The organism is Thiothrix litoralis, from assembly GCF_017901135.1.
Taxonomy (GTDB): Bacteria; Pseudomonadota; Gammaproteobacteria; order Thiotrichales; family Thiotrichaceae; genus Thiothrix; species Thiothrix litoralis.
In genome coordinates, this window is the sequence record NZ_CP072801.1 from 1,557,597 (window position 1) to 1,580,910 (window position 23,314).

30 protein-coding genes and 1 pseudogene are annotated in these 23,314 nt (G+C 54.7%); 17 read left to right on the forward strand and 14 right to left on the reverse strand.

Annotated elements, in window-relative coordinates; genetic code table 11:
* The 12 genes from J9253_RS07565 to J9253_RS07620 all read right to left on the reverse strand — a co-directional run bounded on the left by J9253_RS07565 (window position 1) and on the right by J9253_RS07620 (window position 7,230).
* Complete coding sequence (locus tag J9253_RS07565) at window positions 1-1,044, reverse strand: phage major capsid protein, P2 family (RefSeq protein ID WP_210224009.1); 1,044 nt, start codon at window positions 1,042-1,044, stop codon at window positions 1-3.
* Window positions 1,045-1,056: 12 nt separating this feature from the next.
* Window positions 1,057-1,788, reverse strand: coding sequence for a GPO family capsid scaffolding protein (locus J9253_RS07570; protein WP_210224010.1), 732 nt, complete (start codon window positions 1,786-1,788; stop codon window positions 1,057-1,059).
* A 424-nt stretch (window positions 1,789-2,212) separates the two neighbouring features.
* Window positions 2,213-2,566, reverse strand: a complete 354-nt coding sequence (locus tag J9253_RS07575) for a type II toxin-antitoxin system ChpB family toxin (protein ID WP_028487524.1) — start codon at window positions 2,564-2,566, stop codon at window positions 2,213-2,215.
* Window positions 2,560-2,826, reverse strand: a complete 267-nt coding sequence (locus J9253_RS07580; RefSeq protein WP_028487525.1) for an AbrB/MazE/SpoVT family DNA-binding domain-containing protein — start codon at window positions 2,824-2,826, stop codon at window positions 2,560-2,562. The genes J9253_RS07575 and J9253_RS07580 overlap by 7 nt, the downstream gene beginning before the upstream one ends.
* A gap of 68 nt (window positions 2,827-2,894) precedes the next feature.
* Entirely contained in the window at window positions 2,895-3,428 is a 534-nt protein-coding gene (locus J9253_RS07585; RefSeq protein WP_210224011.1) for a ProQ/FINO family protein, read from the reverse strand.
* An 18-nt stretch (window positions 3,429-3,446) separates the two neighbouring features.
* On the reverse strand, window positions 3,447-4,706 hold the full coding sequence (locus J9253_RS07590; protein WP_210224012.1) for a tyrosine-type recombinase/integrase: 1,260 nt from the start codon (window positions 4,704-4,706) through the stop codon (window positions 3,447-3,449).
* Between the two features lie 429 nt (window positions 4,707-5,135).
* Window positions 5,136-5,393, reverse strand: coding sequence for a BrnA antitoxin family protein (locus J9253_RS07595; protein ID WP_210224013.1), 258 nt, complete (start codon window positions 5,391-5,393; stop codon window positions 5,136-5,138).
* Window positions 5,394-5,406: 13 nt separating this feature from the next.
* A complete protein-coding gene (locus J9253_RS07600; protein ID WP_210224014.1) occupies window positions 5,407-5,709 on the reverse strand; it encodes an addiction module antidote protein in 303 nt (100 codons plus the stop codon).
* Window positions 5,687-6,034: a type II toxin-antitoxin system RelE/ParE family toxin gene (locus J9253_RS07605; protein WP_210224015.1), complete on the reverse strand. Its 348-nt coding sequence runs from the start codon at window positions 6,032-6,034 to the stop codon at window positions 5,687-5,689. Before J9253_RS07605 ends, J9253_RS07600 begins: the two co-directional genes overlap by 23 nt.
* A 24-nt stretch (window positions 6,035-6,058) precedes the next feature.
* Window positions 6,059-6,592, reverse strand: coding sequence for a ProQ/FINO family protein (locus J9253_RS07610; protein WP_210224016.1), 534 nt, complete (start codon window positions 6,590-6,592; stop codon window positions 6,059-6,061).
* Window positions 6,593-6,610: 18 nt separating this feature from the next.
* Entirely contained in the window at window positions 6,611-7,051 is a 441-nt protein-coding gene (locus tag J9253_RS07615) for a site-specific integrase (RefSeq protein WP_266097376.1), read from the reverse strand.
* Window positions 7,052-7,059: 8 nt separating this feature from the next.
* Entirely contained in the window at window positions 7,060-7,230 is a 171-nt protein-coding gene (locus tag J9253_RS07620) for a hypothetical protein (RefSeq protein ID WP_210224017.1), read from the reverse strand.
* 103 nt (window positions 7,231-7,333) lie between these two features.
* Here J9253_RS07620 and J9253_RS07625 point away from each other — a divergent pair, with 103 nt between their 5' ends.
* The 15 genes and pseudogenes from J9253_RS07625 to J9253_RS07695 all read left to right on the forward strand — a co-directional run bounded on the left by J9253_RS07625 (window position 7,334) and on the right by J9253_RS07695 (window position 20,688).
* Window positions 7,334-7,510: a helicase HerA-like domain-containing protein gene (locus J9253_RS07625; RefSeq protein ID WP_210224018.1), complete on the forward strand. Its 177-nt coding sequence runs from the start codon at window positions 7,334-7,336 to the stop codon at window positions 7,508-7,510.
* Window positions 7,511-7,593: 83 nt separating this feature from the next.
* Window positions 7,594-7,734 (forward strand): annotated as a pseudogene (locus J9253_RS07630) (type II toxin-antitoxin system HigB family toxin); the annotation flags it as partial.
* On the forward strand, window positions 7,734-8,192 hold the full coding sequence (locus J9253_RS07635; protein ID WP_210224019.1) for a helix-turn-helix domain-containing protein: 459 nt from the start codon (window positions 7,734-7,736) through the stop codon (window positions 8,190-8,192). The pseudogene J9253_RS07630 and the gene J9253_RS07635, both read left to right, overlap by 1 nt.
* Before the next feature lie 237 nt (window positions 8,193-8,429).
* On the forward strand, window positions 8,430-9,065 hold the full coding sequence (locus tag J9253_RS07640; protein WP_210224020.1) for a TRADD-N-associated membrane domain-containing protein: 636 nt from the start codon (window positions 8,430-8,432) through the stop codon (window positions 9,063-9,065).
* Window positions 9,066-9,264: 199 nt separating this feature from the next.
* Window positions 9,265-10,548 (forward strand): NAD(P)/FAD-dependent oxidoreductase, encoded by a 1,284-nt coding sequence (locus tag J9253_RS07645; protein WP_210224021.1) that lies wholly within the window; start codon window positions 9,265-9,267, stop codon window positions 10,546-10,548.
* Between the two features lie 49 nt (window positions 10,549-10,597).
* On the forward strand, window positions 10,598-11,074 hold the full coding sequence (locus J9253_RS07650) for a hypothetical protein (protein WP_210224022.1): 477 nt from the start codon (window positions 10,598-10,600) through the stop codon (window positions 11,072-11,074).
* Complete coding sequence (locus tag J9253_RS07655; protein WP_210224023.1) at window positions 11,071-12,081, forward strand: HlyD family secretion protein; 1,011 nt, start codon at window positions 11,071-11,073, stop codon at window positions 12,079-12,081. The genes J9253_RS07650 and J9253_RS07655 overlap by 4 nt, the downstream gene beginning before the upstream one ends.
* The gene (locus J9253_RS07660; RefSeq protein ID WP_210224024.1) at window positions 12,078-13,598 is read left to right on the forward strand and encodes a DHA2 family efflux MFS transporter permease subunit; all 1,521 of its coding nucleotides are present in this window, start codon (window positions 12,078-12,080) and stop codon (window positions 13,596-13,598) included. Before J9253_RS07655 ends, J9253_RS07660 begins: the two co-directional genes overlap by 4 nt.
* Before the next feature lie 13 nt (window positions 13,599-13,611).
* Window positions 13,612-14,994 (forward strand): cytochrome ubiquinol oxidase subunit I, encoded by a 1,383-nt coding sequence (locus J9253_RS07665; protein WP_210224025.1) that lies wholly within the window; start codon window positions 13,612-13,614, stop codon window positions 14,992-14,994.
* Window positions 14,995-14,996: 2 nt separating this feature from the next.
* A complete protein-coding gene (locus J9253_RS07670) occupies window positions 14,997-16,649 on the forward strand; it encodes a cytochrome d ubiquinol oxidase subunit II (protein WP_210224026.1) in 1,653 nt (550 codons plus the stop codon).
* Window positions 16,650-16,836: 187 nt separating this feature from the next.
* The gene (locus tag J9253_RS07675; RefSeq protein WP_210224027.1) at window positions 16,837-17,787 is read left to right on the forward strand and encodes a sulfur oxygenase reductase family protein; all 951 of its coding nucleotides are present in this window, start codon (window positions 16,837-16,839) and stop codon (window positions 17,785-17,787) included.
* A 47-nt stretch (window positions 17,788-17,834) separates the two neighbouring features.
* Window positions 17,835-18,437 carry an HdeD family acid-resistance protein gene (locus tag J9253_RS07680; protein ID WP_210224028.1) on the forward strand — a complete coding sequence of 201 codons (603 nt, stop codon included), beginning with the start codon at window positions 17,835-17,837 and terminating at the stop codon, window positions 18,435-18,437.
* A gap of 42 nt (window positions 18,438-18,479) precedes the next feature.
* The gene (locus tag J9253_RS07685) at window positions 18,480-19,841 is read left to right on the forward strand and encodes a YfdX family protein (protein ID WP_210224029.1); all 1,362 of its coding nucleotides are present in this window, start codon (window positions 18,480-18,482) and stop codon (window positions 19,839-19,841) included.
* Between the two features lie 54 nt (window positions 19,842-19,895).
* Window positions 19,896-20,267, forward strand: a complete 372-nt coding sequence (locus tag J9253_RS07690) for a YidH family protein (protein ID WP_210224030.1) — start codon at window positions 19,896-19,898, stop codon at window positions 20,265-20,267.
* A gap of 79 nt (window positions 20,268-20,346) precedes the next feature.
* The gene (locus J9253_RS07695; protein ID WP_210224031.1) at window positions 20,347-20,688 is read left to right on the forward strand and encodes an AF1514 family protein; all 342 of its coding nucleotides are present in this window, start codon (window positions 20,347-20,349) and stop codon (window positions 20,686-20,688) included.
* A 20-nt stretch (window positions 20,689-20,708) separates the two neighbouring features.
* Here J9253_RS07695 and J9253_RS07700 read toward each other — a convergent pair whose 3' ends face one another.
* Together J9253_RS07700 and J9253_RS07705 are read right to left on the reverse strand one after the other, a co-directional pair.
* A complete protein-coding gene (locus J9253_RS07700) occupies window positions 20,709-21,302 on the reverse strand; it encodes a hypothetical protein (RefSeq protein ID WP_210224032.1) in 594 nt (197 codons plus the stop codon).
* Entirely contained in the window at window positions 21,299-21,928 is a 630-nt protein-coding gene (locus tag J9253_RS07705; RefSeq protein ID WP_210224033.1) for a DedA family protein, read from the reverse strand. The genes J9253_RS07700 and J9253_RS07705 overlap by 4 nt, the downstream gene beginning before the upstream one ends.
* A 407-nt stretch (window positions 21,929-22,335) precedes the next feature.
* On the opposite strand from J9253_RS07705, the gene J9253_RS07710 reads away from it, so the two are divergent.
* Both J9253_RS07710 and J9253_RS07715 read left to right on the forward strand, forming a co-directional pair.
* Window positions 22,336-22,473 (forward strand): 7-cyano-7-deazaguanine synthase, encoded by a 138-nt coding sequence (locus tag J9253_RS07710; protein ID WP_228291537.1) that lies wholly within the window; start codon window positions 22,336-22,338, stop codon window positions 22,471-22,473.
* Between the two features lie 21 nt (window positions 22,474-22,494).
* The gene (locus J9253_RS07715; protein WP_210224034.1) at window positions 22,495-23,094 is read left to right on the forward strand and encodes a Uma2 family endonuclease; all 600 of its coding nucleotides are present in this window, start codon (window positions 22,495-22,497) and stop codon (window positions 23,092-23,094) included.
* Window positions 23,095-23,314: the final 220 nt, after the last annotated feature.

Sequence of the window (23,314 nt, forward strand, 5' to 3'; positions counted from 1 at the left end):
TTATGCCCAATTGCCTTGCGCGTTTTTGAGCTGCAATGCACCTGCACGCACCCCGGCAAACTTGCCGTAATCTTCCACGACATAAGCGTCGTTCGAGGAAAGATATTCTTCCACGCGGTCGCGCTTGGGGTTGTCGATGATGGCGCGGCGAACTTTGCCCGCTTGGAAATACAGGCTCAAATTATCGTAGGACGTAATCACCAGACCCCGCGCCGGGAAAAATGGCAGTGTGACCGTTTTTAGCCCCGCTACGGCTTCGTTGGCAAACCAGACCTGTAGAGCATTGCGCTCTGAGGCCACGCGGTTGTCGTTGTACAGGGTCAGCCCGTGACTTACCCACAGTTCGCGCCCGATGATCAATACCAGATCGTCGCCGCCCATGTGCCACGGGTCGAGCAAGTTACTCATTGCATCAAAAGCAAGCGCGTCCAGCGTGCCATAATCGCCGCCCTCACCCACTTTGTAACTAGCATCATTCGATACGCCGTCAGAGTCGTACCCCATCAGGCGAGCCGGGGCATTCTGGCGGACTTTTTCCACCCAGCCCACATTCACGTCTTGCAACAGTGGGTTAGTGGCAGGGTCGGTGGTAGTCGCTGCGCTTGTGCCATTCCAGCCAATCATGATGCGGTCAAGTGCTACACGCTTCACGACTTGGCGACGGTAACGCGCTGCAAAATCTGGGAAAACTGCCCATGCATCCATCGAGCGATAGTCTAGATGGGTGTCGAAGTTGGTTTGCTTGCATTCGTATTCATCCGCCGCCAATGCGCCCACGAAGGCCGTGTTGCGTTCGGTGGTGTTGGTATCGGTGCGACTGGCAATGGGTGCGCCCACGCCTAACCCCAATTTTTGCCCCTTCTGTTCGGATACACCGATCATATTGATACGCTTCAGGAAATCAGCACTTTCGCCTTGTTGCTCCACCAAACGTTGTTCGACAGATGGCGCTAGGCTGAATTTTTCCGTTACGTCTTGCACCCCGTTGGCTTGTGCAGTTTCATTTTTCAATCGGTTGAATAAAATTCTGGTTTCGTTTTTCATGGTGAGTAGTCCTTAGTAGCCAACTGGTTGGCGGGTGTAGTGATAGTCATCAGGGTTGCCGCCTGCATGTTCGCCGCGCGGTTCATCCACCTTGATTTCCTGATTGCCGAATTTAATGATTTCGTCACGCAAGCCGTTCACTACGTCAACCAACTGCTGAAAGTCTTTTTTGGTGGCGTAGGTTTGGCGGGTTTGGCTGGCGTTGGTGAGTTGTTCCAGCATGGCGCGAATATGGGCAAGTTCGCCGCCGCTGGTGGGTTGGCATTTGCCCATATCACAGATCAATGGTTCTGAAAAAATGTTGGTAGCACGCGCTGTGGTGCTGAATTTCATTAAGCCCGTGCCAAGGCTTGCGGGGGAATCGGTCACGCCCACGCCCATCAGGTAGGCTTTGCCCGTGCCAGAAAAGTCGGTATCCATTTCAATACTGAGGTGTACTTTCTGCCCTGCTCTCACCATTGCAACAAGTTCCGCCGATGGCTCCAACATGACATACAAGCCCATGCGCCCCGCCAATGCCCCGGCCTTGATCAGTTCGGCCTTGACCTGCACCACGTCGCCCAACGATTTGAACACGGCTTCAGGTACTACCCCGCGTATATGCTCAAGCCAGATGTGCGCCACATAGACCTCAGGGTCGTAAGTGTCCGCCATGTCTTTAACTTGCTGGTCGGTGATTTGCCGCCCGTCGAGCGTCTCACCTGATACGGCTGCGCGTATCCAGTCGGTTTTTAGTTTGTCCATCGTTACGACTCCTTCGTCGTGGTTTTCGATGGCTTCATGGTCTGCATTTTTTTAGATCGTTTCATCTGGCGCGTCTCCAGCAGGCACGCTGCTGGAGAATGGGTAACGGATAGGCGAAAAAAAACCCGCCGGGGCGAGTGCTACTGTTCATATTCGGTTCAGCGGTTAACGGCTGGCAATGCTACACACAAAAAAACTCCCACCGACCCGCTTTAAAAAGTAAAAACATTACAACTATGACAACAACCCGCCCCGCCGTTGGCTTGTGGGGTTTCACTGCATTACATGTAACGTTACATGTAACCGCATTTTTCAAAAATAGCGTTTTGCTGGCGTTCAGGTTGGGGAAATGCTCAGGAATGGCAGGCACAAAAAAGCCGGGAACTTGCCCGGCTGGTGGTCGATTCGGTGTTTATTGCAGGGGTTATTCAATGATGCCCGCGAGTATTTCTAGGACTTCATCGACAATGCTATCAGGGGCGGTTTCTATGCGCCTTGCCCCCCTGCCCACTAGGTCAAGTGTCCGCACTGCACTAACCAGAACAACGCCCTGCGTTTCTGTGCCGCTGCCCATCAATGGCACGGCGAAACCCGCCACCCGCGCAAGGTTGCCGCCTTGGGTAATCGGTGCTACCAATGCAGTGCCGACAGTATTATTGAATTCACGGGTGGAAAGTACCAGTGCAGGGCGCATGTCGCCTTGCATCTCACGCCCCACTGTCGGGTTAAAGCTGACTCTCACAATGTCGCCGCGTTCAAATCCGCCACGCTTTACCATACTTCATTCCCTGCCGCTGGCATGTTGTCCCATTCGGTTACTGCTGTTGGTATCGGTGCGGATGGGTCACACTTAGCTAACAGGTCGGCTAGTTTGTATTTTTTGCGCCTAGCCGCTGCTTTTGGCTGTAGGGTGAGTTTGCCGCCTTCGACACTTAGCTCTACTTTCGCGCCTGCTTCCAGCCCCAGCATAGACAACCATTGTCTAGGGATTACCACAGCGACGGAATTACCGACGGTGCGTAGTGTTGCGGTGGTCATTCGAGTTACTCCTTTCTGTATTGGTCGCTTCCATTATAGTGAAGTTTTCCATAAAGAAAACTCTATTTTCAGCCCTTACCCTGCAAGCGTTTTGCCAGCACTTCGCCTGCATACTGTTGCTGGTACTCGGTCACGTCGCCCTGCTCTGCCCCGTCGAGGGTGTAGCGAGCGCCGCCGCGCTGGATGGCTTGCAGGTATAGGCCGTGGTTGGTGTGCATCCTCAGCACTTTTTGCACTACCTTTTTCGATGCGCCGGGAAAGTGTTCATCATTCACCAGTTTGAACAGTTCCTTTTCTATCCCGACTGCGAGCGGCTGAAACATTATCCAGATGTGGAAGGCGTTTAGGCGGTCGCTCAATGCGCGGGCTTTCAGGTCTGAGGGTGGCGTTACCTGCTTTTTGGGTGCGGCGGGTTTGCGCGGTGGCTTTTTGGCTTTGGGTTTCGGTGGCTTGGGTGCTGGCACGCGCTGCACTTGGGGCAGTTCGTCACGCCTGATGATGCGTTTCCCGGTGCGTTGGATTGTGCCAGCGGGTGAATTTACCGAGCCACTGTTGGCAGGCTTGCGGGTAATGCTTAAGGTTTTCTTGGGTGTGTCGTTCATGTGTCCAAACTCCCTGTATCAGGTATTGCTTGCCGCTGGTGCGGTCTTGGATGTGGGCAGTTTACCCGATGTCAGGGTCAACAGCCTATCGGTGATGGTTTGCATCGGTTCTCTGAGGCTTTCGAGGTCGGTGACGATGTAACCGCCGGTCACGTCCGCCGCGCCTGTTTTGTGGTTGATCAAGCGTTTCAGGGTGTAGCCACGCACGCCGATATTTTCCGCCGTGGTGGTGAATGTTCGCCTCAGATCGTGCATTGCCCACTGTATCCCGGTTTTTTCGCGGATGGCGTGTATCACGGCCTCCACGCTGGATAGTGGCGACTGGTTGTCGGTTGCCCGGAATACCAGCCCGCTGCCCTGCCCCGTCCATGTTTGCCACTCTGCCAGCAAGTGATGGGTGAAGGTGGTTAGCGGTAGTTCATGACTGAGGTGGTTCTTGGTGTCTTCGAGGCGAGCCACGCGGGTTTTCAGGTCGACATTTTCCCACAGCAGGCCGCTGCACTCGCTGCGCCGGTAGCCGTTGAAGAGGGTCAGCAGGAAATATACACGGGCTTTGTGTGCCAGACCGCCGCCGTACCATTCCGGCAGGGTGTCGACTGCCTGAAACCATGCTGGCAAGTCTTCATTGCTGATAATCGTCTTTTTGCGGTCTACCCGGTTCCATGCCCGACTGTGTGAGAGTCGCTTGACCGGGTTGGTGGTAATGATCGGCTTGCCTGCCTTATCCAGATATTCCTCAGCGGCATAGTTGAATATGCACCTCAGCACGCGCATTTCATTGTTAGCCCGCGCTTCTGAATGTTCGCTGCGTTCCCGGTGGCGAGTTTCCACCATTTCGCGGGTGATTTTGGAAAGTGGCAGCTCTTGCCAGTCGGGGAACCCTACCCTGACTGAGCGTTCGTAATCCTTGATGGTGGTCTGCTTCAGATTCTTGTGTGATCGGGTGTAGTCCTGAAAGGCTTTCCCCAATGTCAGGTTATCGAACTGGCGAACCTCTGCCCTTTTCTGGTTGCTGGTCTGGTGCGTGCTGGCAATCTGCGAGAGTTCCGCCAGTGCTTTTTCACGCGCCTGCACGATGGTCATAGCAGGAAACCTTCCCAACGTGACCCGCGCCGCCTTGCCGTCAATATGCTTGCGCACCTGAAACGAACGTGCGCCGGGTGGTGTGACCATGATCAGCAGGCCGCTGATTTTGGTGTCGTACACGTAGCGCCGCCCGGTGTTGGGTGGCTCAAGTGCTTCTAACACGGCTTTGGTGAAATTGATTTTTTCCGGCATGGCTTGCCCCTTGGTGGTTCGGTCTGTGTTCGGTTTTGAGCATAGCAGAACGTTCGGGCGGGGTCATGTTGGCGCTGTTTTCGGGGTCATGACTGAAATCAAGGGTCTGCTAAGGTCTGCTAGGGTTTGGCGGTTTGTGGGTGCGTGCAGGTGGTCTTTCGTGCGGTTTTGCGCGGTGGCTTGGGTCTATCAATCCCCGGCTCTTAAAATCCCTCGGTGGCGACACCGTGCCGGTTCGATTCCGGCTCCGGGCACCAAATTTTTCAAGCACTTGGCACTTTTCGCCCTGCCCTGTTTTTTGCCCGTTTCGGTCGGGGTCATGTTGGGGTCATGCTTGCCCTGTTTTCGGGGTCAAAGTTCAAGGGACTATCGCCCTACCCCATCGGCACAAAAAAGCCGCAACGGGTGCGGCTGGTGTGTGGGTGGTGGCTAGGCTGCGTGTTGCAACTTGCCCGCCTGCATTTCTTCTCTGATGATGCGCCGCAGGATGTCTTCCAGTGGTTCACCTTGTTGCTTGATGTGTGCTTTCAGGGTGTCATTAATCAGGCTTTGATAGTTGCCTCCACCCTGCACTTGATCTCTGAACCATTGGATAACATCCGGGTCGAGCCGTATGGTGATTTTCTCTTTGCTGGTTTTCATTACCGCGCCGCGTGTGCCGCCGCTAAAATCATACTGTTCTTTCATGGCTGATTGCCCACTATGCCGCTTGCAAGTCGCTGCTATCCCGCTGGATAGAAAAGCGGAAACCTAGCCCATGAACAATGGCTGCCACGGTGTCGTATTGTGGGTTGCCCTGTTCTGACAAGGTTTTATAGAGGCTTTCCCGGTTTAGCCCTGTAATTTCTGCCAGTTTTGCAATGCCGCCTTTAGCTATCGCGGCATTACGCAAGGCCAACAGTAATACGCGGCTGTCTCCGTCTTCCATTGCTGCATCAAGATAATCAACGATGTCTTCATCCGTCTTCAGATAGTCGCTGCTACTGTAGGGTACTGTTGCCATTTTGCTCCACCTTAAATTTTTTCCAGTATTGGATTGCTTGCCTGATGTCAGCTTGTTGGCTGCTTTTGTCGCCACCACAAAGCAGAATCACAAGCTCTTGACCATGCCGCCCGTAATAAACGCGGTAGCCTGCGCCAACGTCTACCCGCAATTCACAAACGCCCTCACCTACTGGCTTCCAGTCTCCAAACAGACCAATCGAAAGACGGTCTATTCTGATGGCGATACGTGAACGCGCCCGTTTATCCCGCAAATCTGCCAGCCATTCATCAAGCGGAATTTTGCCATCTGGCGTTTGATATTTGGTTACTCCATAGTTTTCCATTGTAGCCTGTGAACTACAGGCCGTCTACGTTGCCGCTGCTTGCCTTTTTGCCAGCACTTCACCTGCATACTGTTGCTGGTACTCGGTCACGTCGCCCGCCTCTGCCCCGTCGAGGGTGTAGCGAGCGCCGCCGCGTTGGATGGCTTGCAGGTATAAAGCATGGTTGGTGTGCATCCTTAGCACTTTCTGCACGACCTTTTTCGACGCGCCGGGAAAGTGTTCATCATTCACCAGTTTGAACAGTTCCTTTTCAATGCCGACAGCGAGCGGTTGAAACATTATCCAGATGTGGAAGGTGTTCAGGCGGTCGTTCAATTCGCGGGCTTTCAGGTCTGAGGGTGGCATGACCTGCTTTTTGGGTGCGGCGGGTTTGCGCGGTGGTTTTTTGGCTTTGGGTTTGGGTGGCTTGGGTGCTGGCACGCGCTGCACTTGGGGCAGTTCGTCACGCCTGATGATGCGCTTCCCGGTGCGTTGGATTGTGCCAACGGGTGAATTTACCGGGCCAGTGTTGGCAGGTTTGCGGGTAATGCTTAAGGTTTTCTTGGGTGTGTCGTTCATGTGTCCAAACTCCCTGTATCAGGTATTGCTTGCCGCTGGTGCGGTCTTGGATGTGGGCAGTTTACCCGATGTCAGGGTCAACAGCCTATCGGTGATGGTTTGCATCGGTTCTCTGAGGCTTTCGAGGTCGGTGACGATGTAACCGCCGGTCACGTCCGCCGCCCCGGTCTTGTGGTTGATCAAGCGTTTCAGGGTGTAGCCCCGCACGCCGATATTTTCCGCCGTGGTGGTGAAAGTTCGTCTCAGGTCGTGCATTGCCCATTGTATCCCGGTTTTTTCGCGGATGGCGTGAATCACGGCCTCCACGCTGGATAGTGGCGACTGGTTGTCGGTTGCCCGGAACACCAGCCCGCTGCCCTGCCCCGTCCATGTTTGCCACTCTGCCAGCAAGTGATGGGTGAAGATGGTTAGCGGTAGTTCATGACTGAGGTGGTTCTTGGTGTCTTCGAGCCGTGCCACGCGGGTTTTCAGGTCGACATTTTCCCACAGCAGGCCGCTGCACTCGCTGCGCCTTTGCGGTCTACCCTATTCCATGCCCGACTGTGTGAGAGTCGTTTGACTGGATTGGTGGTGATGATCGGTTTACCGTCTTTATCCAGATATTCTTCAGCGGCATAGTTGAAGATGCACCTCAGCACGCGCATTTCATTGTTAGCCCATGCCTCTGAATGATGCCTTAGCCAGCGTGTTGCAACGGCTGGAACTGCTGAATTCGGCGGGGCAACCCGCAGCGGTACGGCATTGCGCCACGTCATTTTTCTGGATGAGGCACACAAGTTCTTCAGCAAGGATGACGATGACATTATCAATGTGATTGCACGGGAAGCGCGTAAGTTTGGGATTGGGCTATGGTGTGCCAGCCAAAGCCCGACGGATTTCCCTGACAGTTTTTTAACCAATGTGGGGGCTACGCTCTGACCCGCCGTTCGGGAATGTGGTGGTGGGGTAGCTTTTGTTCACATATTGTGAATTAATGGGTTTGTTGTTACAAGGACAAGTGGTGGGTTATCGACATTGGTGGTAATAACCTGCGCTTACTGGCTTTCATTGAGTTCCGCGATAACCGTATGTATGTGAAGCATATTGTTACCCACGCCGACTATGACAAGCTCTGCAAGAAATACGCACGGGAGGCAGATTGATGGACTTTGCGGCTGTGAAAACCAAGGCGAAAGAGCTGTTCGCACAAGCCAGCTTCATTAGTGAGATCAAGCATGAGGCTGACTATGAAAATGCACTGGCATTGATGGAAGAGTTGCTGGAGGATTATGACGAACACCGTACCCTGATCGGCATTCTCGCTAATGCGATTGAGGAATGGGAGAATGTTGCGCCTGAGTTTGCCGAATTTAACCAACGGGTGGCGCAACTGGATGATGGGGTGGCAGTGCTAAGAACGTTAATAGATCAATACCAACTGAAAGCCGAAGACCTTAAAAATGAAATTGGTAGCAAGAGTTTGGTTTCCATGATCTTGAATGGCTCACGCAACATGACCCGTGAACATATCCAAGCCTTGTCCTTGCGGTTCAATTTGAATCCTGCGATTTTTTTCCATACAACGGGATTGCGGTTGGTCTCAACGTCAAGGAAAACATAGCTAATCATATTTTTCGTCGCGCAAACGGAACCAGCTTACCCGACGCACCCATACGCATTTCAACCGCATTTCAACAAACTCACCCTTCTGTTCCGGGTCATAGCTAATATGGATTGGTTTGCCGCTCCCGTAACCCATTGATTAGTCAATAGGGCTGCGTAACATCAGCTAATAAATGAATGCTTATCCTTGATTAGGCTATAATAATAAGCATGATAATCTAGAGGCTACCGTCGTATGAACACTTCCAACGATAACGTCATCAATGAGAGCGTCATCAGTGTCAAGCAGGAGCAGATACTGAAGCGCTTGTCCGATGCCGACAAGGATGATGTTAAGGAAATCGCCATCAGCCAGTTGGATTTACTGTCCAGCTACTATCAGCTATCCCTTTCGCAGGCGAACCGTAGTTTCCGCTGGGCCTTGATTGCGAGTGTAATCGGGCTGGTGTTTTTCCTGTTGGCGATTGGATTTCTGATCTTTACCAATGGCAGTGCTGTTGATCAGGCACTAGTCTGCGGGCTGGGTGGGGCAGTGTCCGGGTTTATTGGTGGGGTCAATTTCCTGTTATACGGCAAGACCCAGACCCAGCTTGAGCTGTTCCACGGGAAGCTGGAAGCTACTCAACGTTTCCTGCTCGCCAACAGCCTGTGTGAAAGCCTTGGCGGCAAGCTCAAGGATTACACTCGTGCTCGCCTGATCGGAACGTTGGCGGGGGTGACTGGCAGTGACATTACCAAGGATTTAGTGGGTGACGGTGTGGATTTGGGGCAAAACCAGCCGCCGGTATTTCAACCACCGCAGGATGTGCCGTCGGACAGAGATCATCGCGATGGTGATCATCATAACGACGTGGCAGGGCGTCCGATGTAGATAAAGAACGTCTACGTGACGACTAAAAACATCGGTGAATATTACCAGCATAGCGTGGGTAATATTCACCAATCCTCTCAATAATAAAAATAAATTCCTTATATTTCAATAGCATAAAAAGTTGGCACAAAACATGCTCTTAAACTTGCAGGAACTGCGCAAGCAGCTCACCTCATAAGCAAGTTACAAGGAGTTAGTCATGAACAAGCCACACGTCGTTATCCTCGGCGGCAATTTTGCCGGTCTGGGCAGCGCTCAGAAAATCCGTGAATACGCCGATGACAGCGTTGACATCACCGTTATTGATCGCAAGAACTACCTGCTTTACATCCCCAATATCCCCGCTGAAGTCTTTGAAAACAAAGATCCCGCAGAACACCTCACCCTGGATTTGTACCCCGTCCTCAAACACGACGACATCAACTTCATCCAGGGGGATGTGACCGGCATTGATGTCGACAACCATACTGTCGCTTACGTCCCCAGCGAACGCCCCGGTTCAGCCACCCAAAGCCTGCGCTACGACTATCTGGTGATTGCGGTGGGCGCACGCTTGGCCTTCGACAAAATTGAAGGTTTTGCCGAATACGGCGATACCGTCTCCGATTTCTACTACGGCAACCGCTTGCGCAAAAAACTGCACGACGGCAGCTACAAGGGTGGCCCGATCGTAGTCGGTTCCGCCAAATTCCATCAGGGCAACGGCGCTGACGGTCTGGAACCTTACCCCGGTGGCAGCATCCCCCGTGCCATGGCCGCTTGCGAAGGCCCGCCCGTCGAAGTCGCCCTGACGGTTGCCAACTGGTTGCAGGAACACGGCAAAGGCGACGCCAGCAACGTCACCATTACCACACCGGGCAAAATGATCGCCGAAGACGCCGGTGAAAAAGTGGTTGGCCAGTTACTGGACGCTGCCAGCAGCATGGGGTTCAACTACCTCAACAATACCGGCGACATCGTGCGCCTGACCGCTGACAGCATCGAATTCGAGAACGGTCAAAAGGTCGAAGCCGAACTAAAAATCCTGTTCCCCGACTGGGTAGCCCATGACTTCCTGAAGGGTCTACCGATTAGCGATGACCAAGGTTTTATCATCACCGACCTACTGATGCGCAACCCCAAATACCCGGAAATTTTTGCAGCGGGTGACTGCGCCGCTGTCACGGTTCCCAAGTTGGGCGCTATCGGCCATCAGGAATGCGAAATCATCGGACGCCAGATCGCCCTCGACCGGGGACTGCTCACCGTCGAAGCAGCCAACCAAGCCTTGCAACCCGTGGTTTTCTGTATCGGAGACATGGGTGGCGGCAAGGGTTTCTACATCCGCTCCAATGCATGGTTTGGCGGCGACACCCAGATTCTGAAAATGGGGCGTATCCCTTACCTGCTGAAAATGCAATACAAGACCCTGTTCATGACCACCAAGGGCAAAACCCCGCCGTGGGGCAACGAAGTCGCCGAATTCCTCGCCGAAAAATTCTAACCCTGGCAAAGCGGGCAACCACCCCGGTTGCCCGCCGGAGGACATCATCATGGAACACTTCCCCTACAAACACGCCGCCATCTTCGCCAATGAAGTCGCTGTCAAAAACGTGACCGACCGCATCCAGCAGGCCGATCACCCCGACATCCACGTGGTGATCCTGCAACCCGGCTCTGAGCATACCGATCCCGTTATCCGCCGCAAAATCATCCAAGACGGCGTTTCTGGTAGCGCGGGCGGCGCCATTGGCGCAGCAGTCGCCTCGCTCGGCGCAGTCTCCCTTAAAATTGCCGTGTTCGCCATTCACCCCTTTCTGGCTGGGCTGGCGGCAGTCGGTTACGGAACCTTGCTGGGCGGCGCGGGCGGAACTATCTACGGCAAGCTGAAAAGCGACGCCTTTCTGCAAGCGCTGGATGAAGCCCTGAAAAACGGTCACTGGGTAGTGATCGTCCACTCCACCAGTCAAGCGACCGACCAGCAGATCAGCCAACTGCTCGAACAAACTTTCACGGAAGATATGGTATGAAAGCCCTGAGAATCAGCCTGTTACTCATTGCCGTGCTGGCTCTGCTGGGCGGAGCTTGGTTCTGGTCGAATTACCGCAACCTGCACCCCAATACCGACGATGCTTACGTGGAAGCCAACAGCGTCTACATCAGCCCACAGGTGGCTGGGCAGGTCGCCGAAGTGATGGTCAAATCCTTCCAGCCTGTCAAAAAAGGCGATGTATTGCTACGTCTGGATGACAGCAATTACCGCCTGAGCGTACAGCAAGCGCAAGCAGCGGTGACGGTGGCACAAGAGCAAGCGCAATCCACCCAAGCCCAAACCCGCGCCAGCAAAGCTCTGGCCGACGCCAGCCGTCAGGAACAGGTTAACGCTGCCCTTGACAACCAGCGCAACCAAACGCTGATCGACAAAGGTCTCATTGCCCGCGCAGACGCCGACGACACCCGCTTCAAGCTGAAGGAAGCACAGGCTGCCTTAGCCGCCGCCAACGCTACCATTGACTCGGTGCAAGCCGAAGGCGCACAAGCTTCCACCCAAATCCAGACAGCACGGCTGAAACTGGCGCAGGCGCAACTGGATTTGTCGCATAGCGTCATTACTGCGCCTGCTGACGGCATTCTTGGCGAAGTCAGCATCCAGCCCGGCGATTACATCATGACTGGCGAAGACCTGTTCCCCATGGTCGACAGCAGCAGCGTCTGGGTCGCCGCCAATTTCAAGGAAACCGATCTGGAACGCATCCACCCCGGCCAGTCGGTCAGCATTGATCTAGACATGTACCCCAAGCAAAGCTATCGCGGCGAAGTGGAATCCGTCAGCCCGGCGAGCGGCGCAGCGTTCTCGCTGATCCCCGCACAGAACGCCACCGGCAACTGGGTCAAGGTCACGCAGCGCTTCCCGGTACGCATCAAGGTTATGGATAAGGATCACACCCTGCCGCTGCGGCTTGGTTCCAGTGCATCCGTCACCATTGACACCACTGCCGCAGCAAACAAAACGGCGGTGCAGGACTCCCCCTCATGAATGAGCCTGTCGCCTATGCAACCAGCATCGCCAAACCCGGTGTTTCCCGTGGCCTGATTTCCATCACAGTCATGCTGACCACCATTATGGTGATCCTCGACATGACCATCGTGAACGTGGCATTGCCGGACATGATGGGCGCACTCGGGGCAACTTCCGACCAGATTACTTGGGTGCTAACCAGCTATATCGTCGCCGAGGCCATCATGATTCTGTTGACCGGCTTTCTGGTCACGCTGTTCGGGCGCAAGCGCCTGATGCTGGTGAGCGTAGCGGGGTTTATCATCGCCTCAGCGCTGTGCGGGCAAGCGGACAATCTGGCGGAAATGATTGTGTTCCGCCTGATGCAGGGGATATGCGGCGCATCGGTCATCCCCCTGTCGCAATCGGTGATGGTGGATGTTTTCCCCAAGGAAGAACGCGGCAAGGCAATGGCGTTCTGGGGCATCGGCATTATGTTGGGGCCGATCTTGGGGCCGACGCTGGGCGGTTATATTACTGAGCATTTGGGCTGGCGCTGGGTGTTTTACATCAACCTGCCGGTGGGTATCCTCAACCTGCTGATGGTGTGGACACTGTTGCAAGCGGAAGCCGGGCGCAAGGTACGAGCCGACTGGCTGGGTGCGCTGTTCATGGCAGTCGGCATCGGCAGCCTGCAACTCATGCTCGATCAGGGCAACCAGAAAAACTGGTTTGATTCCGGCCTGATCCAGATACTGGCCGCCATCAGCATCATGACGTTGACCTATTTCGTGATCCGCTCGTGGCAGCGGCCTGACAGCATCGTCAAACTCGATTTGCTGAAAGACCGCAATCTGGCCACCTCCTGTTTCATGATGTTCGTGTTCGGGCTGGGCATGTTCGGCACCATTGCGTTGCAACCGATCATGCTGGAAAACCTGCTCAACTATAACGCGCAAACCACCGGGCTGGTCATGGCGCCACGCGGGCTGGCGTCGATGCTCGGCATGTTTCTGGTGTCGCGCCTGATCAACCGGGTAGATTTGCGCCTGATCATTTTCACTGGCTTTGTGTTATCCGCCACCGGCACTTGGATGCTGACACAGAAAAGCCTGCAAGCCGCCGAAGTCGATTTCATCTGGAACGGCGTGGTACAGGGTTTAGGGCTGGGCATGATTTTTGTACCGCTCTCGACCCTCGCTTACGAAACCCTGCAAGCGGCGCAAACCAGTCAGGCAGCAGGCATCTATAACCTATCACGCACCATCGGCAGTTCGGTGGGCATTTCAGTGGCAACCGCCATCCTCAGCCACGCCGACAAGATGAGCCAGAGCGGGCTGAGCGCCCACATCACCGCCAGCAATCCGGCGGTCACGCAATGGCTGGCGACGCAACACCTGACGCTAAACAGCCCACAAGCCATCAGCACGTTGGCAAGTGCCCTGCAACAGCAAGCGCTGATGGTGGCCTTTAACGATACCTTCTGGGTGGTGATGCTCAGTTTCGTGGCGCTAGCACCGCTGCTGTTACTGATCCGCCGTCCATCACCTCACTAAGGGACATATTGCCATGCTGGAACACCCACTCACCGATCTGCTGGCGAGGGTTGATTTTGCCCTGATCACCAGTATGCACATAATTTACCCGCCGCTGACCATCGGCCTGTCGTTGCTGTTGTTTTTCGGCGAATGGCGCTGGCTGCGCACGGATGCAGACTTCTGGTATCGCCTGACGCGCTTTTTCGAGAAACTGTTCATTATCAACTTCGGCGCGGGGGTGGCAACCGGCGTCACGATGGAACTGGCGTTCGGCATCCTCTATGCTCCCTTTGCCACCGCTGCTGGCCCCGTGTTAGGGCACTTGCTCGGCTTTGAAACCATCACCGCCTTTATGTACGAAGCCGGATTTGTCGGCCTGATGGTGTTCGGCTGGCACAAAATAGGCCGGGGCATTCACCTGTTCGCAACCTTCAACGTGGTGGTGGCCTCCTCCCTGTCGGCTTTCTGGATCATGGGAGCCAATGCCTGGATGCAGACCCCGACCGGCATCAGCATGACCAATGGCGTTTTCATCGCGACTGACTGGATGAAGGTCATTTTCAACCCGGATGTCCTCACGGCTACCCCGCACATGTTGCTGGCCTGTCTGGAATTGAGCCTGTTTTTTGTTGCCGGGGTATCCGCTTGGCAAGTGCTCAAAAGTCGTCATGCCACGATGTTCGCCTGTGCGCTCAAATGCGCCCTGTTAGCGCTAGTAGTAGTCAGCGCCGTGCAAATTTACGTGGGCGACAGCCTCGGGCTGACCGTAGCCGACAAACAACCTGCTGCACTGGCGGCGATGGAAGGCCATTTCCACACCAATAACCCCGACGGCACGCCTAACACAGCTTGGAGTATGTTGATGTGGCCCAATGCGGACAACTCAGATGCCCAGTGGTCGGTGGAAATTCCCCACCTGTTGAGCCTGCTGGAAACCCGTACTTGGGACAGTCCGGTAACGGGGCTGGATCAATTCCCGGCGAATGAACGCCCACCCGTCGTTATCCCGTTTTATTCCTTCCGGGTGATGGCGGCGATTGGCTTTTTCCTGTTTTTTGTCTCGCTGTGGGGGCTGTTTCTGTGGGTAATCGGTCGCTTCCGGGTGGAACGGCTGGAGCAGCAGCGCTGGTTCCTGCGCACGGTCGTCTTCAGCGCCTTTTTACCCTACCTCGCCATCTGGACAGGCTGGTGGACGCGGGAAGTCGCCCGGCAGCCGTGGATGGTTTACGGCCTGATGCGCACTGCCGAAGGCCGCAGCCCGATGAGCTTGCCCGCTGAAATCCTCTGGTTTGCCGGATTCATGGCGTTTGGGCTGCTGGTGTTGGTCGGCGCGTGGTATTTCATCGCCAAAGTGATTCGCCAGGGGCCGGATATGGACAACCCAATTACAACCGATATAGCCGGGGAGAAATAGCCATGCAACGACGGAATTCACGCTCTACCATCATTGCCTTGCTGGTGACTTTACTGCTGGCTGTTGTCATGCAGGCCGCCCGCGCGGCCGAAACCTATGGCCCCATCCGACCCGGCGACACTTTGTGGAACATCGCCGCCGATAGCTACCACGGGCAAGGCGTGAGTACCGAGCAAGCCATGCTGGCTATCCTCACCGCAAACCCCGGTGCATTCAGTGCCCCCTGCAACGTCAATGCCACCCTCAAGCGCGGTTCCCTGCTGCAACTGCCCGCCGTGATGGCTGTGCAGGTGCAAGATGCCGCTGCCGCGCATCAGGAATATGCCCGGCAATTACGCGACTGGCAGGCTGCCCGCCATAGCGGCCAGCCATTGAAATGTGCTTCCACCCGGCCTGAAACACCCCCCAGCCCGACCCGTTCCACAGACACAACACCCGCGCTAACAAACAGCCCGGTGCAACCCGCATTCGTAGCACCACCGCTAGAAACACAAACCCAAACAGCGCTACTGACCTACCCCGAAATCAACCATTTTCTCCAGCAGGCGCAGCCGCATTTGTCGACCCCGCAAATCAGAACCTTGCTGGGCAATTCCCAACGCGAACACGATATGCTAGCGCTGGCTTGGGCTATCGCGCTGGGGCTGAGTGTGGGGATTTACCTGATCCTCGACGGCGCTGATTTGGGTGCGGGCATCCTCTCGCTGTTTTATCACGACACGCCAACGCGCGGCGCGATCATGGCTTCGATGGCGGGTACTTGGGATGCCAATGAAACTTGGCTGGTGGTGGCGGGCGGTATCCTGTTTGGCGGTTTTCCGTTTGTGTACGGGTCGGTGCTCCACTACCTGATGTTTCCGCTGATGCTGATTTTATTGGCGATTATCCTGCGAGCCATTTCGCTGGAATTTCGCCACCATGCCGATCGTAGCCGCCGTTGGTGGGGTTGGGGCTTCGGTATTGGTAGCCTAACGGTAGCCTTTAGCATGGGTACGGTCGGTGGCGCAGTACTGGAGGGCGTACCGCTGACACCCGTCAAGGTCACGTATGCGGGCGGCGGTATGACACAGGTTTTTACCGGCGGGCTGTTTGACTTTGCGAGCGCTTTCAGTCTGTGGACGGGGGTGGTTGGGGTGCTGACTGCATTGCTGGCGGGTTCACTGTACCTGCGTGCCCGCTTTGAAAAGGCTTGCCCGATCCGCCACCATGTCAAACGCTGGGCGACAGCCAGTTTTTACCTGTTACTGGTGGCGCTGGCCATCACGGCGGTCTGGTGCTATTTCCGGTTCCCGTGGGTGGCAGCCAAATGGGGCGGGTCATACGCCTGGGTCTGGGGGCTGATGGGGCTGTGGATTGCGTTTACCCTGTACAGCCTGCGTACCGCCGCCCACGAAGACCGCGACATGACCGCGATGGTGTGGTTTGCCGTCGCCATCGCCTCGGTGCTGGGCACACTGGGGGCAACGCTTTACCCTTGGCTGGTGCCGGGAAGCTGGACAATTTTCGATGCGGCTGATCCGTCATTGTCACTGATCAGTTTCACGCTCGCCATGGGGGGGTTTATCCCGGTCATACTGGTTTATAACGGGTATCAACTGTGGGTGTTCCGCGCCCGGATTTCCAGCATGGCAGCCTACGCAACGGGCGCACGTTAAAACTTTCCCCACCCGTACTACACCATCGAGGAATATTCCCCAACATCATGGTTACTTACCCCCAATCGGCAAACCTTTAACATTTTGCATATAAAAATCAATATTTTAAAAACTGGCATGATTTCTGCAATAGCGTTACTAGCCTTCTTAACCGAAGTGGCTGTAACTCAGTAAAAGGAATGAAATCATGTCAAATAATGGAAACCCCATCATCGCCATCAACATGGCGAAGATAGCCAACCGCCCTGACAGCTACGAGACCATGATGAAAGTCGGCCCCAAAGTCTGCATCACCACTGCCTCTCACCCCGGCTTTCTCGGCTTTGAACAACTGCTGCAAACTGGCATCCACCCAATGGCGGGGCGCTACGGCGGCGGCGCAATGGACATGCGCAACAGCACACCACCCCTCAACCCGATGGGCATGTACCAATACACCGTGTGGAAGGATGTGCATTCGCATGAGGAAATGCATCATGACAACTTCGATACCATCTACGAACTATGCGGTCACTGCCTCGACATGGTGGTGGAAGGTCCGTGGGAACCGTATTTCGAGATCGTCGCCTCCGACCTGCCGCAACTGATGGGCATGACCGATGTGCCCGCCGTGCTGGGTGATGCGTTTGCTGCCCAACGCCCCGTGCCCAAGGTCGCGCTGGCCGGGCAACGCAGCATCGTAGTCGGCGACCATGGGATCATGCATGGCCATGAGCAAGATTTCGAGCAAGGCGCACAAGCAACCCTGAAATGGATGAAAGCCAATGTACCCGGCATGATTGGCTGGATGCTGCTGAAACAGTTTGGCGTTTCCGCCATCGGTTCTTTCCAGCTTGACCCGGAAGGCATGTTGAAAGCCACCCTTGGCGCGAACCCACCCAAATACAACACCAACTACGGTGACAAGGTGCATTCCACCCCACCGATTCCGCCACAAACCCCCACGCAATATCTGGTGCATATGGAATGGGAAAGCCCCGACCACGCCCACATGGGGCTGGGGCACGTCATGGTGGATTATGAACTGCGCCAAATTCACAACGAGGGCGTGCTACGTCATCTGGATCGTGGCCCTTACTACATGGCCTTTGCGCCGATGATGGAACAGGGTCTGTGGCGTCGCCACTTAAAGCAGTAACCCTGCCTGATCGTCATTGTTTTTAACCCAATACAAGGAGAGACACCATGTCTACTCAATCTGTTGCTACACCGACACCCCCCGTTATCGCTGAAGCCAAAAAAATCTTCGGACGCTACACCCTGATGATCGGTGTATTGCTGTTACTGCTGGGCTTTGCCGGATTTTTCCTGCCCGGCGCTATTTCACTGGCTACCGACGTGATAATCGCCTCATTGCTGATTGTCGGCGGCGTCTTCTGGGGTTTCCACGGCATCAGTGATAACCCCAAAAACCTGTTCAACTGGCTGAAGCCCATCCTGCTGGTTGGCGCTGGCGTGATCATGTTGCTGTTTCCGGCAACCAGCATTGAAGCACTGGCGTTGTGGCTGGCGGCTTACCTGCTGCTCGACATGACCAGCAGCTTCATTATCGCCATCCGTTCCCGCCCGGCTTCCGGCTGGGGCTGGATGATGTTTAACGGTATGGTCTCACTGCTGCTGGCGGTCATGATCCTCGGCAACTGGCCAGGTATTTCACTCTGGATCGTCGGCGTTTACGTCAGCATCAGCCTGATGTTTGACGGCATCGCCCTGCTGGCCATCCGTTCCGCCGTCCAAGAAGCCCTTGATAGCACCCCAACCGATACAGCAGGTTCTGCTTCTGCCTGAATCTGACTGCTTCCTGATTTTCTAGAAAGGAGATTATCCCTCATGAAACTGAACAAACCCAAACCCCTTAGCGTTGCCGTGTTGGCAGCCTTGCTGGTGGCATCTTCCGGCAACCTGCTGGCTGAAACCGCCAAACCTGCCACAGCGACAGCTCCCGCTGCCGTCACAATCGCACCTACGACCGACGCGGCAAAACCGGATGCAGCGCCAGCACAACCCCCCATCACGGTGGATGAAGGTACGGCTGTCACCAATGAACAGGCCATGCAAGCCCTGACTCACATCAACGTCGCCCACGTCGCGATTGAAAAGAAAGACATCAAGGCCGCACAGGAAGCCTTGGGCGAAGCCGATAAGCTGCTCAAATCTATCAAAGACTCCCTGCCCACCGCCAAAATCAAGCAGACGCTGGAAGCCGCCAAAGCTACCCCTGACACGGCTGATTGGACCAGCATCTACCAACAGCTTGACCAAATCAGGGTCTTCCTACCCAGCGCGGTCGCTAAACAGGCTGCGGGAAAACCCGCCACGGTGGATACTGCCAAAGATAGCAGCGCCTCCAAAGACACCACTCCCGCCCCTTCCGCAGAATCCTTGGATGCTGTGCTGGTCGCCTTGCAATACACCGAAATCGACCTGCCGGTAAAATCCGCCATCAGTGCCGTGGAAAAATCCCAGCAAGCACTGAAAAAAGACAACCTGCCAGCAGCAGGCAAGGCATTGCAAGAAGCCGAAAACAATATTGTCGTCTTGCAAGGTGTTGTGGAAGAACCCTTGTCCCAAGCGCACCTGTCCCTCTGGCAATCACTGGCTAACCTGAAAAAGGGTAGCGTCAACGATGCCAAGCGTTACCTGAAGGATGCCATCGGCTTTCTGGAAACGGCAGCCCAGTCTACCGACAAAACCACCAAAGAAGCCGGTGAAAAACTGCTGACGGAAGGCAAGGCGCTGCAAGCTGAACTGGACAAGCAGAGCGCAGACCAAACCAGTACGGATACCGCAGGTATCAACAGCAAACTGGAACGTTTTGGCCTGCATACCGAAGCTTGGGCAGAACGCGCCATCAACTACGCCTATACCAAGACAGCGGAAGCCACCGGCAATGCCCTGAAAGATGAGCTGATCGAGGCACGCTTCCACCTGACCAACGCCAGCATTGAGTTGGGCACGGCACAGGAACCAGCGGCTGCCAAACAGGAACTGGAACAGGCGCAAACCTTCCTCAAGCAAGCCTTGCAACAAACCGATGACCTGTGGGCAGACGCCTCCTACAAACAGCAGGTCACGGACATGCAAGCCCAAGTCGATAAACTCTTGCAGGGACAACCTGAACAATTGGCGAGTAGCAGCACGCAGCTACACCAAATCAGGCAGGCACTGCAAACCGTTATCCATAACCTATAATTCAACCATCCGCCGGGCTTACCCCGGCGGAACCTTTATCATGGAAAGCAGAAAATGTCCTACCTGAATGATCCCCGCGTGCTGTTCGCCGCCGAACGTACCCTGCTCGCTTGGAACCGTACAGCGATTGCCCTGATTACCCTCGGATTTGTGATCGAACGTTTTGGTTTATTCGTCAAAACGCTCAAGCTTGATCTGGTTGCAGGCCAACGTGTTTACTCGTTCTACATCGGTATAGGCATGATCTCGCTCGCCATTGTTGTTAGCCTTGTCGCCACCGTGCAGTTTCACCGTTTTATCCGGGGATTAAACGCGGAAGAAATCCCGAATAAATACATTTTCTGGCACAGTTATCTGATTAATAGCGCCGTCGCCTTACTCGCCGGTTCGCTGCTCGTTTACCTGAGTCACGGATTCAACTGGTAGTAATTGTTAGTACTGGGTAACACAATATCGGATACTGTTACCCAACAAGCATGGCAAAAACTCCAAGAGGAATTACCTGATGAAAACAACTGAAAACCAGCGTTCTGGATCCGTCTGTAATCTCCCGACCGAGCCAGATTACAGTGGTGTGACCATTATCGAGCTTGAGCCGGAAGCACAAGTTGCGGATTTCAACGCGGCCAAACAACTGGCTGACAATAAAGCCGAAACGCTGCTGGAAAGCGCCATGCTGCTGTCTTTTCATGATGGCGACAAAGGTTTTGACTCCCCGCAACATGGCGATGAATGCCACGCAGGCAGCCCGATACCCGCGTATATCGACTATGCACTGAGTCATGGTGCAACCCTGAAGATTGATATTGAGAAGGGACGCTTTATTTTCTTTTACCTCGCGGTGTAGGTTCAGGGCGTGCGTTACTATCAACCCGCTAAACTGCGCAGTTTCCACACCACAAACACCAGCACCAACGCTATCATCACCACCGCTGCCAGCACGATCATCCACAGGAAGGATTCCACATAAGTCGCCAGCAGCAGGGTGAGCAACAGCAGCAAGCCGACCACATACAGCTTCCACGACACCAACATCCCATCAATGAACGTGGTAAACGCCAGCACCAACAGAATCAACAGGCCAGTGGTTTCATAATTGAGCCGCCCCGTACCTAACAGCAGATAAATAACCGCCATGGCCACCATCGCCGTCCCCCACAGAATAACCTGCTGGTACAGCAGCTTGCTGCTTTCCGCCAGCCCCAGCCGCCGGGCACGCCACGCCCCCCACAGCGTTGTCCCCACTGACATCAGAATCAGCATGTAACGCCAGTAACCGTGGGCATTTTCCCCTCGGTAATCGGTAATCCCCACCCCCAACAAGGCGAGAAACATAATGCCGACAAACAGCATTGCATCAATTTTCAGGACATGTTTGGCCATCGCCAGCCGATCACTGAGATGCAAGTCTTGCTGCGATGTTGCAGCAGGCGTTTTTTCCATGGAAGTAGACGTATTCATGATTTATCCTCCGTCGAGTGTTGTGTACCAGCCCTGCCACGCCCTGAAGCCAGCAAATACCAGCCCAGCGCCGCCAGCGCCATCAATCCCAGACCGATCACGTAAGGCGCAAGACTGCGTAATACGCTTTCAACCTGCTCAAAATGTTTGCCTAACAGAAACACACCGCCGCCCCAGAAACCGACCCACAAGGCCGCCCCCAGCGCGTTGAAAGTGACAAACCGCCACCACGGCATCCGCATACTGCCCGCCACCACACCGTTGAGCTGGCGCAGGATTTCAAAGAAGCGGGCGGCAACCACTAGCCCGCCACCATAACGCTTGAAGAAACCTTCCACTCGCGCCAGATGATCCTCTTTCACGCCGATTTTTAGGAACAGGCGACGCCCGCCCCAGCGCCCCAGCAGGTAGCCAAAGTTGTCGCCCAGCACCGCCGCCAGCCACGCCGTCAGTAGTACGGCAGCAAGCTGCATGTCGCCCTGCCCCGCCAGCAATGCGGCAGCAATGATCAGGGTTTCACCGGGTGCTGGCAGGCCAAAACCTTCCACAAACACCCCGCCGAACAGGGCGAAATAGCCGTAATGCTCCAACCAAGGTTTGGCGATGGTGAGGTAATGCTCAAACATGGTTGTCTCCTGTCCACCACAGGATAATTTGCGGCGGCGGGTTGGAACCGTTGGGGCTAGCTGTACCTGCCGGGACGGGTTTTGCGATTGCCATGGGGAAATTCCTTGCTCGTGGCTTAAATACAAGGAGTAATGCAAATACCGTTCCAACTAAATTAATTGATTTTAAATCATTGCTTTATGATGTTTTCAGTGGAAGCCACCGAATGGATTGGGGAATATTACCAATATTCGTGTAAAGCCCCGATCTGAAGGGACACTGCCATTAAGTTAAGCCGCCGATACCCTAAAAGCAATGCTTTTTCTGCCGCTTATGGACGTTCACTAGCCGATGTGCGGAGGATGATTTTCGGGGTGGGTTTCTCCCTTTTCTGTCCGTGTTAGGGCTTGGCAGGAATAGCTTGGTCATGCGCTCCAGCAGTTGCTACGACCCCGCCGCTGACGGCAAACCGTGCGGGCAATGCGATTCCTGCCTGCTTCGCGCCAAAGGCTTTGCGGAAGCTGGTGTTGCTGATCCGTTATTGCTGCACTATGATCAAGCCTAAGGTAGCAAGCGGAACGACACCATGCTGGCAATAAAAAATACGTCCGAAAATACCGCGTACATCACCGAACAGGCTTATCTGGAGGGTGAGAAAATCGCGGAAGTACGCCATGAATACGTGGATGGCGTAGTGTATGCGATGGCGGGTACTTCGCTACGGCATAACGATATTGCCATTAATATCACCTCACTGTTGCGCCCGCTCACGCGCGGCACACCTTGCAAGGTTAATGCCTCTGATGTCAAAGTCCGCGCCCAGCGTTCTAAGGCGTATTATTACCCTGATGTCATCGTCGGGTGTCAGCGGGATAGTACCGATAGCCATTTTTTGGAAAAGCCGTGTTTGATCGTCGAAGTGACCTCCAAATCCACCGAATGGAAAGATTTCACCGAAAAACTGATCGCTTACCAAAGGCTGGCATCGTTGCAGGTTTACCTGATCGTGGCACAAGATCAGCCACAAGTGACGCTGTTTTACCGTGATGCAGAAGGCGCTTGGGATGTGACACGGTTTGATGACCTGGAACAAACGTTAACGCTGCCCTGCCCCGAATGCACCCTAAGCCTCGCGGACATCTACGAAGGCGTTGATTTCACCCAACCCGCTGAGCCTGATGCGTAACGCCCACTAGAATGCACCAAAGGCTTTCTTGAGGCAGATGCCATCGTGATTAAATTGGCGCATTATAAGTGGGTATTTTTTGTCAGCTTATGATAGAGTTTCGGGCAATGCGTCAATCATTGACAATCGGCGCATTCGTTTCAATCAAGTATAAATTGTAGTCTTTTGGGTCAGTACAGATCAGGGCGGTAGCGTCTTTAGCTACATCATGCAACTCGTT

Coding starts and splice junctions, on each gene's coding strand:
- J9253_RS07565 (WP_210224009.1), bottom strand. CDS start 1,044: ATGAAAAACGAAACCAGAATTTTATTCAACCGATTGAAAAATGAAACT.
- J9253_RS07570 (WP_210224010.1), bottom strand. CDS start 1,788: ATGGACAAACTAAAAACCGACTGGATACGCGCAGCCGTATCAGGTGAG.
- J9253_RS07575 (WP_028487524.1), bottom strand. CDS start 2,566: ATGGTAAAGCGTGGCGGATTTGAACGCGGCGACATTGTGAGAGTCAGC.
- J9253_RS07580 (WP_028487525.1), bottom strand. CDS start 2,826: ATGACCACCGCAACACTACGCACCGTCGGTAATTCCGTCGCTGTGGTA.
- J9253_RS07585 (WP_210224011.1), bottom strand. CDS start 3,428: ATGAACGACACACCCAAGAAAACCTTAAGCATTACCCGCAAGCCTGCC.
- J9253_RS07590 (WP_210224012.1), bottom strand. CDS start 4,706: ATGCCGGAAAAAATCAATTTCACCAAAGCCGTGTTAGAAGCACTTGAG.
- J9253_RS07595 (WP_210224013.1), bottom strand. CDS start 5,393: ATGAAAGAACAGTATGATTTTAGCGGCGGCACACGCGGCGCGGTAATG.
- J9253_RS07600 (WP_210224014.1), bottom strand. CDS start 5,709: ATGGCAACAGTACCCTACAGTAGCAGCGACTATCTGAAGACGGATGAA.
- J9253_RS07605 (WP_210224015.1), bottom strand. CDS start 6,034: ATGGAAAACTATGGAGTAACCAAATATCAAACGCCAGATGGCAAAATT.
- J9253_RS07610 (WP_210224016.1), bottom strand. CDS start 6,592: ATGAACGACACACCCAAGAAAACCTTAAGCATTACCCGCAAACCTGCC.
- J9253_RS07635 (WP_210224019.1), top strand. CDS start 7,734: ATGGACTTTGCGGCTGTGAAAACCAAGGCGAAAGAGCTGTTCGCACAA.
- J9253_RS07640 (WP_210224020.1), top strand. CDS start 8,430: ATGAACACTTCCAACGATAACGTCATCAATGAGAGCGTCATCAGTGTC.
- J9253_RS07645 (WP_210224021.1), top strand. CDS start 9,265: ATGAACAAGCCACACGTCGTTATCCTCGGCGGCAATTTTGCCGGTCTG.
- J9253_RS07650 (WP_210224022.1), top strand. CDS start 10,598: ATGGAACACTTCCCCTACAAACACGCCGCCATCTTCGCCAATGAAGTC.
- J9253_RS07655 (WP_210224023.1), top strand. CDS start 11,071: ATGAAAGCCCTGAGAATCAGCCTGTTACTCATTGCCGTGCTGGCTCTG.
- J9253_RS07660 (WP_210224024.1), top strand. CDS start 12,078: ATGAATGAGCCTGTCGCCTATGCAACCAGCATCGCCAAACCCGGTGTT.
- J9253_RS07665 (WP_210224025.1), top strand. CDS start 13,612: ATGCTGGAACACCCACTCACCGATCTGCTGGCGAGGGTTGATTTTGCC.
- J9253_RS07670 (WP_210224026.1), top strand. CDS start 14,997: ATGCAACGACGGAATTCACGCTCTACCATCATTGCCTTGCTGGTGACT.
- J9253_RS07675 (WP_210224027.1), top strand. CDS start 16,837: ATGTCAAATAATGGAAACCCCATCATCGCCATCAACATGGCGAAGATA.
- J9253_RS07680 (WP_210224028.1), top strand. CDS start 17,835: ATGTCTACTCAATCTGTTGCTACACCGACACCCCCCGTTATCGCTGAA.
- J9253_RS07685 (WP_210224029.1), top strand. CDS start 18,480: ATGAAACTGAACAAACCCAAACCCCTTAGCGTTGCCGTGTTGGCAGCC.
- J9253_RS07690 (WP_210224030.1), top strand. CDS start 19,896: ATGTCCTACCTGAATGATCCCCGCGTGCTGTTCGCCGCCGAACGTACC.
- J9253_RS07695 (WP_210224031.1), top strand. CDS start 20,347: ATGAAAACAACTGAAAACCAGCGTTCTGGATCCGTCTGTAATCTCCCG.
- J9253_RS07700 (WP_210224032.1), bottom strand. CDS start 21,302: ATGAATACGTCTACTTCCATGGAAAAAACGCCTGCTGCAACATCGCAG.
- J9253_RS07705 (WP_210224033.1), bottom strand. CDS start 21,928: ATGTTTGAGCATTACCTCACCATCGCCAAACCTTGGTTGGAGCATTAC.
- J9253_RS07710 (WP_228291537.1), top strand. CDS start 22,336: ATGCGCTCCAGCAGTTGCTACGACCCCGCCGCTGACGGCAAACCGTGC.
- J9253_RS07715 (WP_210224034.1), top strand. CDS start 22,495: ATGCTGGCAATAAAAAATACGTCCGAAAATACCGCGTACATCACCGAA.